Raw genomic sequence first — 18,404 nt, 5'->3', positions numbered from 1 at the left:
TTTTTTTAATATAAGTTTAATTTAATTTGATTTTTTTGCTTTAATCATGGCTTCTAAAGCATCCCACATTTCACGAGGAATTTCTTCAAGCATATTAAATTCTCCGGCTCCCTGAAGCCATTCTCCTCCATCAATGGTTACTACCTCACCATTCATATACGCTGAATAATCAGAAACCAGATAAGCAGCAAGATTGGCAAGCTCCTGGTGTTCTCCTACCCTTCTCAACGGAACTTTTTTCTTCATATCGAATTTCTCCTGAAGATCTCCCGGAAGAAGCCTGTCCCAAGCTCCTTTTGTAGGGAAGGGTCCCGGCGCAATAGCGTTGAAACGGATTCCGTATTTTGCCCATTCTACAGCCAGTGATCGGGTCATCGCCAAGACTCCTGCTTTTGCACAGGCAGATGGTACTACATAGGCAGAACCTGTCCATGCGTAAGTTGTTACGATATTTAATACAGTTCCCGGAGTTTTAGAATCTATCCAATGTTTTCCTACAGAAAGAGTACAGTTTTTTGTTCCTTTTAAAACAATATCCAGAATAGAATCAAAAGCGGAATGAGTCAGTTTTTCTGTTGGAGAGATAAAATTTCCGGCAGCGTTATTCAACAAAATATCAATCTTTCCGAATTCTTTCAGGGTAGCTTCTTTCATCGCTTCCACTTCATCCCAGTTTCTTACATCACACGCTACACAAAGTACTTTACCTCCTGTTTCATCTTCCAGTTCCTTAGCTGTTGTCTGTAGCTTCTCCAGATTTCTGGAAGTAATCACTACTTTGGCGCCCAGTTCAAGAAAGTATTTAGTCATCGCTTTTCCAAGACCGCTTCCGCCTCCTGTTACAATTGCTACTTTATCTTTTAGTGCACCTTCGCGCAGCATAGGTTGTGTATATAGACTCATAAATTATTTTTTCTTAAAAATAATAAATATTGAAATGCAATCCTTTAAAATAGATTGAGAAATAATGCTACAAATAATTATTCTTTAGATTATTTTAAAAACTAATCAAATATTTAAAAAGAAAATAGCCTGATAATTGTTATCAGGCTATTTTTTATTTGTTAAAACGATATATTAAGAAGCTACCACTCCTTTGAAAGAAAGTGTCTTAGGAGTTTTGCTGTCACTTGTAGTAACATTTACAGTCTTCATAAACGGACCTGCTGCCGCTGCGTTATAGCTAGCTTCTACAAATCCTTTTTTTCCTGGCTGGATAGGAGTTTTTGTATAATCAGCTGTAGTACATCCGCATGAAGGCGCTACATTCTGAATAATGATTGGTTTTGAACTTGTATTGGTAAATTCAAATCTGATCAATTTTGGTTTCCCCTGAGGAATATTTCCTACGTCTATAGATTCTGATTTCCATTTAATAGCATCAGCTACCATTTTTACAATGGATGGAGCGTCTGCAGTAAGTACATTAGCATAAAAAGGAGAGAATGCCAATACTGCCAAAAGAGCTGTAATTTTTAGTTTTTTCATGAGTATAAATTTTAATATTATTTTATTTCGATATAGCAAATGTAAAGCAGACCGTGATTACAACTTGTTAACCGCTGTCAAACATTTGTTAACGAGTTGTTAATAATAAAAGATAAATAGATAATTTTGGATAATATTGTTTCAGGAAATGAAAATAAAAAGACTCAATATTATAATAACGCTGGGATTTATTGCTATTATCGGAATTTTAATAGCACAGCTGATGTGGACCCGTCAGGCTTATAATCTTGAAGATAAAAAATTTAATCAGAAGGTCAATATTGCCTTAATGGAAGTTGCGGAAAAACTCTCCGGAGGAAAGACGTCCTATACTGAAAACCCTGTACAGAATATTGCGAATGACTATTATGTGGTAAATATTAACAATGAATTTCATCCTGTAGTGCTGGAGTATTATCTGAAGACAGAATTTACCCGTTTCCAGATCAATACAGATTATGTTTATGCCTTATACAACTGTCACAGTGACAAAATGGTGTACGGAAAGTACATGACGTCACACCAGGAAAGTCCCAGTAATAAAGTGATCAACTTTCCAAAGCACAAAAATCTGATTTATTATTTTTCGATACGTTTTCCTGATAAAACAACTTATCTGATCAGTTCATTAAGGTTCTGGTATCTTCTTACATTTGCCCTTATTATCATTCTTCTGGTGTATGTATATTCTATTTATACCATTATTCAGCAGAAGAAATTTTCGGAGTTGCAGCGTGACTTTATCAATAATATGACTCACGAGTTTAAAACGCCTCTATCTTCGATACTTTTAGCTTCAGAGGCACTCAATAAGCAGAATCTGGTGCAGGACAATTCCAAATTGCAGACCTATACATCCATCATTATCAACCAAAGTCATAAGCTTAACAATCATATTGAGAAAATACTGAATATTGCTAAAAATGATGCCGCAGGACTGTCATTAAAGCCCCAAAAAATTCTGTTGCTTCCCTTTATTCAGGAGATTGCAGATAGTATAGAGTACAAAAATAAAGATCTCAGCATCGAGATTGATATTGAAAACAGCACTTCAGTAATGGCCGATGAATTCCACTTTACCAACATTATTTATAACCTATTGGATAATTCCATCAAGTATTGTGAAACAAAGCCAGTGATTAAAATTTCAGCTTATAAAGATTCAAAAGGTTTATATTTAAAGTTTAAAGACAACGGAATGGGAATTCCCGCTAAAAATATTCCTCATATTTTTGAAAAATTTTATAGGGTACACACCAAAAGAAGTGAGGAAGTGAATGGTTTTGGATTGGGATTATTTTATGTAAAGAAAGTCGTTCAACAGCATCACTGGAAAATTTCTGTTGAGAATAATGAAGATAAAGGAATTACTACTACCCTGTTTTTTCCGTTTTCAAATAATCATGTGTAAGTATGGAGAAATCTAAAATTTTATATGCCGAAGATGACAAAACAATAGCTTTCCTGGTGGAAGACAGTCTTGAGAGTTATTATGACATCAGCTGTTACTCGGATGGTGAATCAGCATTGGAAGCATTTAACAGTCAGAATTTTGATATTTGCCTGCTGGATATTATGATGCCCGGCATGAACGGATTTGAAGTAGCCGAACATATCCGCAGTAAAAATTCTGAGATCCCTATTATTTTCATTTCTGCAAAAGCGTTAAAAGAAGACAGAATAAAAGGTCTTAAAATAGGTGCCGATGATTATCTGGTAAAGCCATTCAGTATTGAAGAACTGATGCTGAAAATTGAAGTTTTCCTGAAACGCACCAAGAAAACAGATACTTCCCCTCTAAAGTATAAAGTAGGAAGGTATGATTTTGATCCCAAAAACTATACGCTGCAAGGCATAGAAAACAGCATTACTCTTACCCAAAGAGAATCTGACCTTCTTTTGTATTTTATCTGTCACAAGAATCTGGTTGTCAAAAGGCAGGATATTCTGAAGGCAATCTGGGGTGATGATGACTATTTTATGGGGCGCAGCCTCGATGTATTTATTTCCCGGTTGCGAAAGGTGCTTGCCGAAGAACGGAATGTTTTAATAGAAAACCTGCATGGAATAGGTTTTCGTTTTTCTGAAAAAGAATAAATAGTACCTGAATTTATCTAAAACACAATAGAAAATGATGATTTTAATTAATTTTAAACTTTGAAAAATTGTCATTAATGAAAAATCACAGACCCATTGTTTTTCTTTCTCTATTATTTTTAAGTGCAAACTTTCATGCCCAAAAATTTGAAAAATTAATACAATACGTCAATCCGCTGATCGGCACTGAAAAAATGGGCCATACTTATCCCGGAGCTACAGTTCCCTTTGGTGCGGTACAGCTAAGCCCTGAAACAGATACTATATCTTATGAACTTAACGGAAAATATAATGGCGAGGTTTATAAATACTGCGCCGGCTACCGCTATGAAGATAAAACCATTGTAGGTTTCAGTTCCACCCACTTCAGTGGAACGGGACATTCCGATCTTGGAGATTTTCTGATCATGCCAATGGTAGGAAAGCTTCAACTGAATCCCGGAACAGCTTCCAATCCTGAAAGCGGCTATAGAAGCAGATTTTCTCACCAAAACGAAACAGCTGAAGCTGGATATTACAAAGTAAAACTGGATGATCACAATATTCTGGCAGAGCTGACAGCAACACCAAGAGTGGGAATCCACCGCTATACTTTCCCAAAGTCTGATCAGTCCCATATTATTCTGGATCTCATGGCAGGTATTTACAATTATGATGGAAAAAATGTATGGACATACGTGCGTGTAGAAAGCGGAAATACCATCACCGGATATCGCCAGACCAATGGCTGGGCAAGAACAAGAACGGTTTATTTTGCGATGAAGTTTTCAAAACCTTTTAAATCTTATGGTCAGAAAAACTACGATGAGAAGCAGGTTTATAAAGGGTTTTGGAGAAAATTTGACCAAAATCAGAATTTCCCTGAGATTGCGGGAAAGAACCTGAAGATGTTTTTCGATTTTGACACTAATGATAATGAAGCTATTGAAGTAAAGCTTGCCATTTCTCCTGTAAGTCAAACCAACGCTTTGGAAAACCTGGAAAAAGAAGCCGGAGGTATGAATTTCGATCAGGTTAAGGCTCAGACTCAAAGCAGCTGGAATAAGGAATTAAATAAAATTGTCATTAAAGGTTCTGATACGGAAAAAACGAATTTTTATACCGCGATGTATCACACCTTTATCAATCCAACGACTTACATGGATGTTAATGGAGAATATAAAGGTCTGGATCAGAACCTTCATAAAGCAGACGGCTTTACCAATTATACGACCTTCTCTTTATGGGATACTTACCGTACTCTTCATCCATTCTTTAATATTATTCAGCCCAAACGGAATAGTGATATGGTAAAATCTATGATGGCTCATTATAACCAGTTTTCTATGAAAATGCTGCCCATCTGGTCACATTATGCCAATGACAACTGGTGTATGAGTGGTTATCACAGTGTAAGTGTAGTGGCAGATGCTATTATTAAAGGAAATTATGAAGGAGATCCTGAAGAAGCATTAAAAGCATGTATAGAAACGGCTAACAAAAGAAATTATGAAGGAATCGGCCAATATATCGATCTTGGATATATTCCGGCTGAGAAAAGCGGAACTTCAGTTTCCAATACACTGGAATATGCTTATGATGACTGGGCTATTGCTCAATTGGCAAAACATTTAAACAAAACAGAAATTTACAATCAGTTTATCAAGCGATCTGAAAACTGGAAAAATAATTTTGACAAAACAATAGGATTTATGCGTCCGCGTCTGGCAGATGGAAGCTTTAAAAAAGATTTCGATGTGTTAAGCACTCATGGACAGGGCTTTATTGAAGGAAATTCATGGAACTACAGTTTCTTTGTTCCCCAAAATCCGGATGAGCTGATCACGATGATAGGTGGAAAGAAGAAATTTGCCTCAAAGCTGGATGAACTGTTCACGATGCATTTACCTGACGAATTCTTTGCAGACACTGAAGATATTACCCGGGAAGGAATCATTGGGGGATATGTTCACGGAAACGAACCCGCTCACCATGTCGCTTATTTTTATAACTGGGCAGGACAGCCATGGAAAGCACAGGCACAGATCCGCCGTATTTTGGAAATGCAGTATAAAGCTACACCAGATGGATTGGGCGGAAATGATGATGCGGGACAAATGAGTGCCTGGTATATTTTAAGTTCATTAGGCTTCTATCCTGTAGCACCCGGTTCAGAAGATTATTCAATAGGAAGTCCTGCGATTGCTGCTGCTGTACTGAATCTGGAAAACGGAAAAACTTTTGAAATTGAAGCTATTAATCAAAGTCCGAAAAATGTATATGTTCAAAAGGTTCTTTTGAATGGAAAAGAGATTAAAACCTTTACGCTGAAGCATTCTGAGATTATGAATGGTGGGAAGCTGACATTTTATATGGGCAGTAAGGCGAAAAAGTAAAAAATATATTCTCGCAGATCTGCGAGAGCTAAGAACAAGTTTTGGCTAAAGCCAATGGAAGATTTAAAATAAAAGAGCGGGCTAAAGCCCGCTCCTATTGAATTATCTTGACAATCTCAGGTTAATCTGAGACTATATTCCTCGGTTATATCTTATTAATCCCTAGCTTCAAAAAGCAATCTCTCTCCGAATTTTTCTTCTGCAATTTTACCATTATCATACACAAGATGTCCATTGACAAAAGTATGGGTAACCTTCGAGTGGAAGTTCATTCCTTCCAAAGGACTCCAACCGCATTTGTACAGTAAATTATCTTTAGAAACCGTCCAGTTTTCATTTAAATCAACTAAAACCAAATCTGCTTTATATCCTTCCTTCACAAAACCTCTTTTTTCAACTTTAAAAAGGATGGCAGGATTGTGAGACATCTTTTCAACGATTTTCTCAAGGGATATTTTACCGTTTTTATAGTTTTCCAGCATCACAACTAATGAATGTTGTACCAAAGGTGCTCCTGAAGGACATTTTGTATATACATTATTTTTTTCTTCTGCAGTATGTGGAGCGTGATCTGTAGCGATAACATCAATTCTGTCATCTAACAATGCTTCCCAAAGGGCATCTTTATCCTTTTGAGTTTTTACAGCCGGATTCCATTTGATAAGTCCGCCTTTTGTTTCATAATCCTCATTGGTAAAAGTCAGATGGTGAACACACACCTCAGCAGTGATCTTTTTATCTTTTAAAGAAATATCATTTCTGAAAAGTTCCATTTCCTTTGCTGTCGAAAGATGAAAAACATGAAGTCTCGCTCCTGTTTTTTCGGCAAGTTCAATAGCTTTGGAAGAAGATATATAACATGCTTCTTCGCTTCTGATCAAATGATGGAATTTTACAGGAATATCTTCACCATACTCATCCATGTATTTTTGAGTATTGGCTCTGATCGTAGCTTCATCTTCACAGTGAACAGCAATCAGCATTTGGGTATTGCTGAAAATATTTTCCAGTGTTTCCGGATTATCCACCAGCATATTTCCTGTAGATGAGCCTAAGAATAATTTGATTCCGGGAACATTTCTTGGATTTGTTTTCAAAACCTCCTCCAGATTATCATTGGTTCCTCCCATCATAAAACCATAGTTGGCATAAGCTTTTTGGGAAGCAATCTCATATTTATCTGCTAACAGTTCCTGGGTAACAGCATTCGGTACTGTATTGGGCTGATCGATAAAGCTGGTAACTCCACCGGCAATCGCCGCCCTTGATTCACTTTCAATATCTCCTTTATGAGTAAGTCCCGGATCACGGAAATGTACTTGATCATCGATTACTCCCGGAAGAAGATACTTTCCTGAACCATCAATGATCTGATCTGCTTCTTCAGAAATATCAGCAGCTATCCTGGAAATTAAGTCATTTTCTATTAGGATATCGCTTTCAAAGACTTTTCCTTCGTTGACGATATTTACGTTTTTTATAAGAACTTTCATTTCAATTTATTTCCCCGTAAAATTAAGATTTTATGTTTTAATTCACCCCAAAATCACCAAACGAATACTTAAAGTTTTACATTTGTAAAAAATTTCGACTTTGTATAAGAAACTATTAGGGCAGACAATCATCTATGGAGCGGGGGCTATAGCACCCAGAATTATTTTATTCATCCTGAATCCACTTTTGATTTATAAAATTCCCAATGAAGGTTTTGCGATTTTCACCCAGCTTTATGCGTGGATTTCTTTTGTTAATATCATTCTTTCTTTCGGTTTTGAAACGGCATATTTCCGTTTTTCAGCTGAAGAGGGTAATGAAAAAAGAACGTTCAATACTTCATTCTGGTTTTTGTTTTCAACGTCCACGGTTTTTCTTGCATTGTGCTATTTACTCAATCAGCCTATTGCAGATTATTTAGGGTATCATGATAATCCTGAATACATCAGATGGTTTGCTTTGATTGCATTTTTTGATAATTTATTGGTGATTCCGTTTGCATGGCTGCGTTTTCATAATAAACCCATCAAATACTCTGCTGTAAGAGTTGTTCAGGCTATATTTCAGGCTGTTTTTACAGCAGCATTATTCTTCTGGATTCCGGAAAACATATCCAAAAGTTTTGGGTTGGACCAAAATGTAGATTATCCGTTCTTCAGTAATTTGGCAGGAAGCGCTTTAGGAGTTTTATTACTCCTTCCTATTATATTAAAAGTAAGATTTCAGTTTGTGACCTCTTTGTTCGGGCGTATGATCAAATATTCCTTTCCGCTCATGCTGGCAGGTCTGGCTTTTATGGTCAATGAAAATTTTGATAAATCTATCCAGAGAAATCATATTTCAGACGAAGAAGCCGGTGCTTATGGTGGCTGCTATAAACTGGCTGTACTGATGACCTTGTTTGTCACAGCATACCGAATGGGTATTGAACCTTTCTTTTTTAAACAAATGGATAAAGGTGATGCCAAAAAGACTTATGCCAAAGTAGCAGAATACTTTTCCTTTTTTGCCTGTGCCGTAGCGTTAGGAATTATCGCCAATATATCCTGGCTGAAAGAAGTTTTCATTCCCAACAAATCTTATTGGATCGCTATAGACATCATCCCGATTATTGTTATTGCCAATCTCTGCTTCGGAATATATTATAACTTTTCCACCTGGTATAAAGTAACGGACAGAACCAGTGTAGGAACTGTTATTTCATGGCTTGGAGCAGGAATAAACATTGCCCTTAATCTTTTAGCCTTAACCTATTATCACAGCATGATCGGTTCTGCGTGGGCTACGTTTGGAGCCTATGTTATTATGATGATTGTATCTTATCTTCTGGGGCAGAAATATTATCCTATTCCTTACAGAATGAAGAAAATGTCCTTCTTCCTTATATTACTTGCGATCTTTAGTTTTATCATTGTAAAATATCTTAATTATAATATTCTAACAAGTAATGCCCTGTTTCTGATCTTCACCGGAATTTTGATTTATTCCGAAAAAGACTTGATTTTATCGAGAATCAGAAAAAATTAAACTTTGGTCTTTATTTTGATAGTAAACAAACCTATTCAAATATTAAAAAGATATAAATCATATACCAACAAAGGTTTTAATTATTATCTTTAACCAAATTATTAAAATAACTATAAAAAATTTTTTATATAATTTATGAAAATTATTGTTCCTATGGCTGGACGTGGTTCCAGATTACGTCCCCATACACTGACAGTTCCAAAACCGCTTATTCCTATTGCAGGAAAACCTATCGTACAGAGATTGGTGGAAGATATTGCTAAAGTTGCAGGAGAAAATATTGAAGAGGTAGCTTTTATCATCGGAGATTTTGGCCCTGAGATCGAAAGATCCCTTATTCAGATTGCTGAAAAGCTAGGAGCAAAAGGAAGCATATATTATCAGAACGATCCTCTTGGTACCGCTCATGCAATCAAATGTGCTGAGCAATCTATGCAGGGAGATATCGTTATTGCTTTTGCAGATACCCTTTTCCGTGCAGACTTCCAATTAGACAAAAATTCTGATGGAGTGATCTGGGTAAAAAGTGTAGAAGATCCATCTGCTTTCGGAGTTGTAAAATTAGACAATTACGGTTTCATCACAGATTTTGTTGAAAAACCGACTGTTTATGTTTCAGATCTTGCCATCATTGGTATTTATTATTTCAACAGTGCTGAAAAGCTGATGGAAGAGATCAACTATATCATGGACAATGATATTAAAAACGGAGGTGAATATCAATTGACAACAGCACTTGAAAACCTTAGATCTAAAGGAGCCAAATTTACCCTTGGAAAAGTAAACGACTGGATGGACTGTGGTAACAAAAATGCCACTGTAGAAACTAACAGCAAAATCCTTGAGTATGAAAGAGAGGAAATGATGAATCACCCTGCTTCTGCTGTGATTGAAAATTCTTTGATTATTCAGCCGTGCTTTATTGGTGAAAATGTAAAAATCTCCAATTCAAAAGTAGGACCTGGAGTTTCATTAGGAAACAATACAACGGTTGTTAATTCTAATATTGAAAACTCCCTGATTCAGGAAAACACCAGAATCAATCACGGAAATCTTTCTAATTCTATGATCGGTAACTCTGCACAATATTTCGGAGTGGCCAGAGAAATTTCTTTGGGAGACTATTCCGTGTTAGATTTTCTATCTAAATAAAAGAATAGAAATTATTTACTTAAACAAGATATCATCAAGCCACACAACATGTTTTGTGTGGTTTGGCGTTAATATTGCACCGTATTTTTTAATTAAAGATAAATACATGAAAAACTGGATTCCCCTTCTTTTATTGCTTCTTGTCTTATCATCCTGTAAGACCCGTACCAAAGTTCAAAATGATACAGATCAGACACGGGACAGTATTACTACAACAGTGGATAAAGACAATGGAAATCCAAAAGATGTAAACCAACCGGTGAGAGACAAACTCACTTTTTTCGAACATGTATTGATTCCACCCAAATTTGAGCAGATCAAGATTGACAGCAAAGTTCGGGTAGAAACGGGAAGCTATGTCCCTACCCTGGATGCTACTGTCTATATTGAAAATGACAAAAAGGTATGGATGAATCTCAGAGCTTTATTCATCAATGCGGCCAGAGGTATTGCGACTCCTGAAGGAATAAAAGGCCAGGATAAGATCAACAAAACCTATATAGATTCAGACTTTGATTATCTTAATAATTTACTGAACGTTAATTTCATTGATTATAAATCTTTGGAGAAAATCCTGTTAGGAAGAACTTTTGTCAAAATAAATGACAGACAATTTGATCTGACACAAAATGCACAAGGCTTCAAAATGGTTTCTAACATCAATCAGAAAATTACGACAGATGAAAAAAACAGGGAATATAAAATTGCACTTCAATACGACACTAATTACGATTTATTATCCGTCAATTTAAAAGATATTCTGTCTTCAGACGAACTTGATGTTTCCTATAGTGACTGGAATGAATATGAAGGAATCCGTCTTCCAAAAAATGTTAAAATAATTATAAAAGGCTCAAAATCTAGTCAGATCTTAATGGAAAATACGAAATTTGACTTTTCGAGGATGGAAACACCTTATTCTGTACCATCCAGTTATAAGAAAATTGAGATTAAATGATTAAAAAATTTAGCTTTTTAATAGGTGTTTTGATGTTTGGACTGCACCAGGGACAGCAGAACAAAGAACAGCTGCAGAAGCAGAATGCCGAACTTAAAAAACAAATTGCACAAATAAATTCCGATTTAGCCAAAACCAGAAGTGAATCTAAGCTTTCTGTAGCTTATCTTTCCAATGTGAACCAAAAATTGGTTTTAAGAGAGAAGGTATATAATAATACTCAGAAAGAAAAAAGATTCATTGAGGATGATATCTATTTACGTCAGCTGGAAATCAATCGTCAGAACAAAGAACTGGCTGTATTGAGAAAAAACTATGCTGAGGTTTTGGTGAATGCTTATAAAAATAAAGGTGTACAGAACAAAGTAACTTTTATTCTTTCTGCCAAAAATCTAGGAGAAGGTATACGTAGAGTACAGTACCTGAAACAATACTCAGATTATCAGGATAAAAAAGCAGCTGAAATTACCAATGCTGCCAACCTGATCAAGAAAACAATTGCACAAAGACAAAACTCTGTAAAAGAGAAAGCAAACCTTCTGGTAAACCAACAGAAGGATTTGGCGACGATCAATGCTGAAAGAGCTCAGAAAGAGCAGCTGGTAACTGATTTTAAGAAAAACGAATCCAAACTGACCGCTGAACTTAAGCAGAAGCAAGTTCAGTCCAAAGCATTGGAAGGACAGATCAGAGCTATTATTGCTGAAGAAATCAGAATTGCTAAAGCAGAGGAAGAAGCAAGAAGAAAAGCAGAAGCAGAAAAAATACGTTTGGCAAAAATAGCTGCCGAAAGAGAAAAAGCAAGAATTGAAGCGGAAGCCAAAGCAAGAGCCGAAGCCCTTGAAAGAGAAAGAAGACTTGCTGAAGCTGAAGCTAAAAGAGCTGCAGATCTGGCGGCAAAAAGAGCTGAAGAAGAAAGAAAGCGTAGTGAAGATGCTGCCAAGGCAGAAGCCAATGCAAGAGATGAGTCCAGAAGAATAGCCGCTAAAAAAGCTTCAGACGAAGCCAATGCAAGAGCTAAAGAAGCTGCTGATAAATTAACAGCTGCAAGAGCCGCAGAAGCTGCCCTTACGAAGAGAAAAGAAGAAGATAAAAAGGCTGCTGAAACAAAAGCAATGACAAGCTACGGAGTTTCCTCCGCTACCGGAAACAGCTTTGCAGACAATAGAGGAAGACTTGGATATCCTGCAGACAGAGCCGGACAAATCACCCACCGTTTCGGAAGACAGCAGCACCCGGTTTTCAAAAATATCTCTGAAGACAATACCGGTATTAAAATTTCTGTGCCTTCAGGTACACGTGCTAAATCTGTATTCCCGGGAACTGTATCTTCGGTTGTAGCAAGCAGTGATGGTACCAAGACCGTTATTATCAAACACGGAGGGTATTTTACTATTTATTCCAACTTATCCAATGCAAATGTTTCCAAAGGACAGCAGGTTTCATCAGGAACTGCAATAGGTACTATAGCCCAGGATTTTGATGGCGCTTATACTCTTGATTTCCAAGTATGGAATGGAAGTACACCAGTTGACCCATTAGGTTGGATTTCATATTAAAAAAAGTGTAACTTTGCAAAAATTTTAAGAGATGAATACACTAACAATACTTGCCTTATCTTGGCAACACATCCTTATCGTAGCAATACTTTTAGTATTACTTTTTGGAGGAAAGAAAATTCCGGAATTAATGAGAGGAGTAGGTTCAGGAATCAAAGAATTTAAAGATGCGGTAAAAGAAGAAGACAAGCCAGGTTCTGAAAAAAAACCAACTTCGAACGATAATAATTCTCCAAGCAACTAAAATTCCTTAGAATTAATGAAATTTACTGAGACTGCATGGAAAGTCTTCAATCAAGCTATTGAAGACTATCACGTGTCTGATGACGTTAACACTCTAATTAATAACCCGTTCGAAAAAGATACTTTGGAACGGATTTTGTATGCAAAGAACTGGATTGATACCGTTCAATGGCATCTGGAAGATATAATTAGAGATGAAAATATTGATCCGGCTGAAGCTCTTCAACTCAAGAGAACAATAGACGCTTCCAATCAGAAAAGAACTGATCTGGTAGAATATATTGACGGCTGGTTCCTTACTAAGTTTGAAAATATAACTCCTAAATCTGAAGCAAAAATAAATACAGAAACTCCCGCTTGGGCAGTAGACAGATTATCAATTCTTGCATTAAAGGTTTATCATATGTCGTTAGAAGCGAATAGAGAATCGGCTTCTGAAGAACACAGAAACAACTGCCAGGCTAAACTGGATGTTCTGCTTACTCAGAAAGAGGACCTGTCAACTTCTATTAATCAGTTGCTTGCTGATATTGAGAACGGTAACGTTAAGATGAAAGTATACAAACAAATGAAAATGTATAACGATGAAAGTCTTAACCCAATCCTTTATCAAAAAGGGCAACAGAAATGAAACGACTAATTTTTCTTGGAGTACTTATCATATTAACATCTTCCTGCGCAACGGAAAAGCTAAACCTTTCACCGTTGTCGAATAATTTTTATAGTGATACTAAAGGTTCTGATTCCGACAGAGGCTCAAAGAAGAATTTTAATATCAATATTAAAGAAAATGTAAATGCTTCTGAAATTTCAAATATGATCTCCACTTTTCCCAAGTTTAAAAACAATGGGTTGAACGATGAGGTTACCAGTTTGAAATACAGCCTTCAGAATTATTTATATGCTATTGATGCCAGTAATTCTGCCGGTAAAAGCAGAGCCCTTAAAAGCTTTGAAAAATCATACAAAAAAATTCAAAAGCTAAGACAAAATCTTGACAGAGATGACGATGAAGTTCTCAACAGATATCTGGTTCGTTTAAAAACCAATATCTCTGTTATTGAAGATGCTTTGCCAGGAAGTTAAAAACTAATTGAACAACTATCAATGATTAAAATTCAGGCGGAAGCCAATGTTCCCACAGAACACGGTACTTTCCGAATGATAGCTTTCTCCGAAAACGAAAACGACTGGATGCCTCATATGGCCATCGTGGCTGAAAATACAGATTTTTCAAAGCCTGTCAATGTTCGTTTCCATTCAGAATGTATTACCGGAGAAGTTTTCCATTCAAAAAAATGTGAATGCGGCCAACAATTGGATGCTGCAATGAAATATATCCATGAAAACGGTGGAATTATCATCTACCTTCGCCAGGAAGGAAGGAACATCGGGATCATCAACAAGCTGAAGGCATATTCCTTACAGGAAAAAGGTTTGGACACCGTACAGGCCAATCTTGAACTGGGACTTCCTGCAGATGACAGAAATTTTGGAGTAGCCATTGAAATCCTGAATCTGTTGGAAGTAAAAGACATCAACCTTCTGACCAACAATCCTGAAAAGGTAAGATATGTTGTAGACAGCAACATTCACCTTAATTCAAGAGTACCGCTACAGATTCCTGCGAACGAAATGAGCAAAGGATATCTGCAAACAAAAAAAGATTTCTTTGGACATCTTCTGGATGACAATGATAACTAAATAAAACAAAAGCTTCAGAATTTCTGAAGCTTTTTTATTTTACCTTACTACCTTGGGAAACTGTCATTATTCAGACCACAAATTTCACACGGAAAACACTCAAATAGGGCTTTAATTTAGCAACACCTGGCTTTCTTTCTATACTATCAATAATGCTCAAATTACAGCATCTTATAAAATCATTTCTAATCAGTCATTAACAAATCAAAAGCCCCGAGATTTCTCCCGGAGCTTTTTTAATTATAAAAAACTGAAAAGATATTCTAAATTATTTAGTCTTGATTTTAGACTCGTCAATATTGTAATATTTAATTACACTCTTGTAATCGTTGTAATCTACTACATTACCTTTAGCTGCTTTTGCTCCACCAGTACCCGTTCCATTAGCAGGAAGAATAAGTACTCTGAAATTTTTATTCTGATAATATGACGGATTAGCCGTTAAACTAAACGCAGCAGTAGAATTAATATTAATGGTAGCAGCAAATTTACTGAATTCATAAATATAATCTACAGCATCATTATTCGCATTACCTACATAACGGGTATATGGAAGAAGTTTCCAGATAGGAGAACCTCCGTCAGTTCCAACCTGCATATAAATAAGGACCATATCGGATTGTACTAATGGGCTGTTGAAATCATCAGTCCATCTGTACAGATTATCATCCACCTTAGTAAAACTAGGACTTATATCAAATGACTGGTTTATCGTATCATAATCTGTTCCCTGTACTACAGTATCATCACTATTATCACAACTGTAAGCTGTAAATCCAACAGCACCCAGGAATAAAAAGAGAAGTATTTTTTTCATTTCTTATTAAAGTTTAGTTATTATTTATATTGCGTATTCAAATCATATACCAAAAATCTCAAAAACTTTGTTTTCCTCATTTTTTTAATTGTATTTTTGTTCTTATTCAAAAAGTCATGAAGAAATTATTATATACTTCACTCTTTATTGTCGCATTGATAAGTCCTAAGGTGAACGCCCAATATCAGCCTAAAAATGCTTCTAAGGAAGATTTGAAAAAGGCTCAGCAATGGGTTGACAAAACTTATAAAAATCTTTCTCAGGATGAAAAACTAGGACAGCTTTTTATTGTGGCACTTTACACCAATAAAGGAGAAGACTATATCAGCCAGGTAAGAAACATTGTTGCCAATGATAAAATAGGCGGTCTGATCTTAATGCAGGACGATGCTGCAAGAGAAATCAATCTGGTCAATGAATTTCAGCAAAAATCTAAAGTTCCTTTGATGATCGGTATGGATGCAGAATGGGGATTGTATCAGAGAATAGCAACCGCTCACAAATTTCCTTGGGCAATGACATTGGGTGCAATCCAGGATAAAAACCTTGTGTATCAGATGGCCGCAAAAATTGCTGAGGATTGTCACAGAATGGGAATCAACTGGGATTTTGCTCCTGTAGTGGATGTTAACACCAACCCTAATAATCCAATCATCGGCAACAGAAGTTTTGGTTCTGAAGTAGATAATGTAATCAGCTCTGCCCTATCCTATTCTAATGGCCTTCAGGACAACAATATCTTAGCAGCTATTAAACATTTCCCTGGCCACGGAGATACCAGCACAGACTCACACCTTGACCTTCCAGTGGTTTCCCACTCAATGGAAAGGCTTAACACCATAGAACTGGCGCCGTTCAAAGCGTTGATGAATAAAGGAATCGGAGGAGTAATGGTTGCCCATTTATATGTTCCAAGCTTAGAATCAGGAAAAGGAATCCCTGCTTCCGTTTCTAAAAACATCATTACCGGATTGCTTAAAGATAAGCTGGGTTATAAAGGTTTAATCATTACCGATGCATTAAATATGGGTGCTGTAGCGAATAAATACAAGCCGGGAGAACTGGATGCTATGGCTTTTAAAGCTGGAAATGATATTATGCTTTTCTCACAAGGTGTTTCTGAAGGTAAAAAACTGATTCAAAAAGCTATTGATAAAGGAGAAATTCCTCAATCCAGAGTAGAAGAAAGTGTAAAAAAAATCTTATTGACTAAGTATTTCCTTGGCCTTACTCAATACACTCCAAAAAATCCGGAAAACATCAATGCTGATTTAAATAACAATTCTCATATCCAGCTGGTACAGAATCTTTATTCCAATGCACTGACTTTATTAAAGGATGAAAAGAAATTACTTCCTCTTACAGGAAAGCAGATTTACTATGTCCCTTTGGAAGAAGCCCCTTACCAGACTTTTTCCAACAGATTAGGTAATAACGTAATCATCAAAAAAGCAGGAGAAATAAATACGATTCCAGCAGGATCAACGGTCATTGTCGGATTCCATAAAGATAATTCAACAGCTTACAAACCTTATAAAGTTTCAGCAGAATCCAAGCAGGTTCTTTCTGAGCTTGCCAAAAATCAAAATGTAATTCTGAATGTATTCGGAAGTGCATACGCATTAAAGGATATTGACCTTTCAAAAGTTTCAACAGTTCTGGTTTCTTATGAAAACAATGATGATTCAATGAATGCCGCAGCTGATGCTTTAAACGGAAAAACAAAAATATGGGGGAAACTTCCTGTACTGGTTAATGATCAGCTGAAACCAGGAATGGGTATTGATCTTAATGTGGTTACCTCAGTAAATAATACAACATCAAAACAACAATAATCTAATGAAAATAGGCATACTTTGCTATCCAACATATGGAGGAAGCGGAATTGTAGCAACAGAATTAGGAATGTCTCTTGCCAATAAAGGATATGAAGTGCATTTCATCAGTTCTGCACTTCCTGCAAGATTAGACATTACCAACCCGAATATTTTCTTCCACAGGGTAAATGTTCAAACCTATCCGCTGTTCCAGTATCAGCCTTATGATATTGCGCTAAGCTCGATGATCTACAGGGTTGTTAATCTATATAAACTGGATCTTCTTCATGCACATTATGCCATTCCGTATGCGTATGCGGCTTTTACAGCAAAGCAAATGCTTCAGGAAGACAATAATGATATTCCACTGGTAACTACCCTGCACGGTACAGATATTACGCTTGTAGGCCAGCACCCGAGTTATAAGCATGCTGTAGAATTTTCAATCAACCAATCAGATGCTATTACCTCGGTTTCTGAAAGTCTGAAAAAAGATACCCTTCAGTTTTTCAACATCAAAAAGGAAATTCAGGTGATTACCAATTTTATTGACAATTCTGAATTTGATGACTGCTCTGAGTGTCAGAGAACACAATTTGCCAATCCTGATGAAAAGATCCTGATCCATGTATCCAACCTTCGTCCCGTAAAACGTGTGGACGAGGTACTTCAGATCTTTAAGAATGTGGAGAAAAAGGTAAAATCCAAACTGATCATCATTGGTGAAGGTCCCGATATGGAAAAAGTCAATCAGTTTTTAGAAGAAAACCCAGATCTTATTTCCAAAATCCGTCTTTTAGGAAAGGTAAATGATTTGTATAAAATCTTACAGCTTTCAGACGTATTTCTTCTTCCTTCCGAACAGGAAAGTTTCGGTCTGGCTGCTTTGGAAGCAATGGCCGCCTATACTCCGGTAATCAGTTCCAATGCAGGAGGAATTCCTGAGGTGAATATTCAGGGAGAAACAGGATATCTTGCTGAAATCGGAAATGTGGAGGCCATGAGCAACTACACCATCAAGCTGTTGAGCAATGATGAACTTTTAACCAAAATGAAGCAAAACGCGAAAGATCAGGCTATAAAATTCGATTTGAAAAACATTCTTCCTATCTATGAGAAAATGTATAGAACGACTATAGAAAACTTTAATAAGGAGCTGACGAAAGTATAATA

17 protein-coding genes are annotated in these 18,404 nt (G+C 36.4%); 13 read left to right on the top strand and 4 right to left on the bottom strand.

Annotation, left to right across the window (positions count from 1 at the left end; translation table 11 throughout):
• Positions 1-21: 21 nt before the first annotated feature.
• On the bottom strand, positions 22-903 hold the full coding sequence (locus tag CHRYMOREF3P_RS16885; RefSeq protein ID WP_047382900.1) for an SDR family oxidoreductase: 882 nt from the start codon (positions 901-903) through the stop codon (positions 22-24).
• Positions 904-1,077: 174 nt separating this feature from the next.
• A complete protein-coding gene (locus tag CHRYMOREF3P_RS16880) occupies positions 1,078-1,488 on the bottom strand; it encodes a DUF1573 domain-containing protein (RefSeq protein WP_034695742.1) in 411 nt (136 codons plus the stop codon).
• 148 nt (positions 1,489-1,636) lie between these two features.
• On the opposite strand from CHRYMOREF3P_RS16880, the gene CHRYMOREF3P_RS16875 reads away from it, so the two are divergent.
• The 3 genes from CHRYMOREF3P_RS16875 (at position 1,637) to CHRYMOREF3P_RS16865 (ending at position 5,960) form a co-directional block, all read left to right on the top strand.
• Complete coding sequence (locus CHRYMOREF3P_RS16875) at positions 1,637-2,899, top strand: sensor histidine kinase (RefSeq protein WP_180565088.1); 1,263 nt, start codon at positions 1,637-1,639, stop codon at positions 2,897-2,899.
• A 2-nt stretch (positions 2,900-2,901) separates the two neighbouring features.
• Complete coding sequence (locus CHRYMOREF3P_RS16870) at positions 2,902-3,585, top strand: response regulator transcription factor (protein WP_077413776.1); 684 nt, start codon at positions 2,902-2,904, stop codon at positions 3,583-3,585.
• Positions 3,586-3,662: 77 nt separating this feature from the next.
• Positions 3,663-5,960, top strand: a complete 2,298-nt coding sequence (locus tag CHRYMOREF3P_RS16865; RefSeq protein ID WP_180565087.1) for a GH92 family glycosyl hydrolase — start codon at positions 3,663-3,665, stop codon at positions 5,958-5,960.
• A gap of 155 nt (positions 5,961-6,115) precedes the next feature.
• Here the strand turns inward: CHRYMOREF3P_RS16865 and CHRYMOREF3P_RS16860 are convergent, their stop codons facing one another.
• Positions 6,116-7,453 (bottom strand): dihydroorotase, encoded by a 1,338-nt coding sequence (locus CHRYMOREF3P_RS16860; RefSeq protein ID WP_180565086.1) that lies wholly within the window; start codon positions 7,451-7,453, stop codon positions 6,116-6,118.
• Positions 7,454-7,553: 100 nt separating this feature from the next.
• On the opposite strand from CHRYMOREF3P_RS16860, the gene CHRYMOREF3P_RS16855 reads away from it, so the two are divergent.
• The 8 genes from CHRYMOREF3P_RS16855 to ribA all read left to right on the top strand — a co-directional run bounded on the left by CHRYMOREF3P_RS16855 (position 7,554) and on the right by ribA (position 14,597).
• Complete coding sequence (locus tag CHRYMOREF3P_RS16855) at positions 7,554-8,981, top strand: oligosaccharide flippase family protein (protein WP_077413779.1); 1,428 nt, start codon at positions 7,554-7,556, stop codon at positions 8,979-8,981.
• A 135-nt stretch (positions 8,982-9,116) separates the two neighbouring features.
• On the top strand, positions 9,117-10,133 hold the full coding sequence (locus CHRYMOREF3P_RS16850) for a sugar phosphate nucleotidyltransferase (protein ID WP_077413780.1): 1,017 nt from the start codon (positions 9,117-9,119) through the stop codon (positions 10,131-10,133).
• Positions 10,134-10,239: 106 nt separating this feature from the next.
• Positions 10,240-11,091, top strand: coding sequence for a DUF4292 domain-containing protein (locus CHRYMOREF3P_RS16845; protein WP_077413781.1), 852 nt, complete (start codon positions 10,240-10,242; stop codon positions 11,089-11,091).
• On the top strand, positions 11,088-12,650 hold the full coding sequence (locus CHRYMOREF3P_RS16840) for a murein hydrolase activator EnvC family protein (RefSeq protein WP_180565085.1): 1,563 nt from the start codon (positions 11,088-11,090) through the stop codon (positions 12,648-12,650). Before CHRYMOREF3P_RS16845 ends, CHRYMOREF3P_RS16840 begins: the two co-directional genes overlap by 4 nt.
• 31 nt (positions 12,651-12,681) lie before the next feature.
• Complete coding sequence (locus CHRYMOREF3P_RS16835; RefSeq protein WP_047373994.1) at positions 12,682-12,894, top strand: twin-arginine translocase TatA/TatE family subunit; 213 nt, start codon at positions 12,682-12,684, stop codon at positions 12,892-12,894.
• Between the two features lie 15 nt (positions 12,895-12,909).
• Positions 12,910-13,524 carry a DUF4254 domain-containing protein gene (locus CHRYMOREF3P_RS16830; protein WP_047382879.1) on the top strand — a complete coding sequence of 205 codons (615 nt, stop codon included), beginning with the start codon at positions 12,910-12,912 and terminating at the stop codon, positions 13,522-13,524.
• On the top strand, positions 13,521-13,979 hold the full coding sequence (locus CHRYMOREF3P_RS16825; protein ID WP_047373996.1) for a hypothetical protein: 459 nt from the start codon (positions 13,521-13,523) through the stop codon (positions 13,977-13,979). The genes CHRYMOREF3P_RS16830 and CHRYMOREF3P_RS16825 overlap by 4 nt, the downstream gene beginning before the upstream one ends.
• 21 nt (positions 13,980-14,000) lie before the next feature.
• Positions 14,001-14,597 (top strand): GTP cyclohydrolase II, encoded by a 597-nt coding sequence (gene ribA, locus CHRYMOREF3P_RS16820; protein ID WP_077413784.1) that lies wholly within the window; start codon positions 14,001-14,003, stop codon positions 14,595-14,597.
• Positions 14,598-14,865: 268 nt separating this feature from the next.
• On the opposite strand, the gene CHRYMOREF3P_RS16815 is transcribed toward ribA, so the two are convergent.
• Positions 14,866-15,414 carry a hypothetical protein gene (locus CHRYMOREF3P_RS16815; protein ID WP_077413785.1) on the bottom strand — a complete coding sequence of 183 codons (549 nt, stop codon included), beginning with the start codon at positions 15,412-15,414 and terminating at the stop codon, positions 14,866-14,868.
• Between the two features lie 116 nt (positions 15,415-15,530).
• Between CHRYMOREF3P_RS16815 and CHRYMOREF3P_RS16810 the strand changes: the two genes are divergently transcribed.
• Together CHRYMOREF3P_RS16810 and bshA are read left to right on the top strand one after the other, a co-directional pair.
• Positions 15,531-17,249, top strand: a complete 1,719-nt coding sequence (locus tag CHRYMOREF3P_RS16810) for a glycoside hydrolase family 3 protein (protein WP_180565084.1) — start codon at positions 15,531-15,533, stop codon at positions 17,247-17,249.
• Positions 17,250-17,253: 4 nt separating this feature from the next.
• A complete protein-coding gene (gene bshA, locus CHRYMOREF3P_RS16805) occupies positions 17,254-18,402 on the top strand; it encodes an N-acetyl-alpha-D-glucosaminyl L-malate synthase BshA (protein WP_047420302.1) in 1,149 nt (382 codons plus the stop codon).
• The last annotated feature ends 2 nt before the right edge of the window (positions 18,403-18,404 follow it).

This window comes from Chryseobacterium sp. JV274, assembly GCF_903969135.1.
Taxonomy (GTDB): Bacteria; Bacteroidota; Bacteroidia; order Flavobacteriales; family Weeksellaceae; genus Chryseobacterium.
The sequence above is the reverse complement of the archived record's forward strand: the minus strand, read 5'-3'. Positions and strand labels throughout refer to the sequence as shown.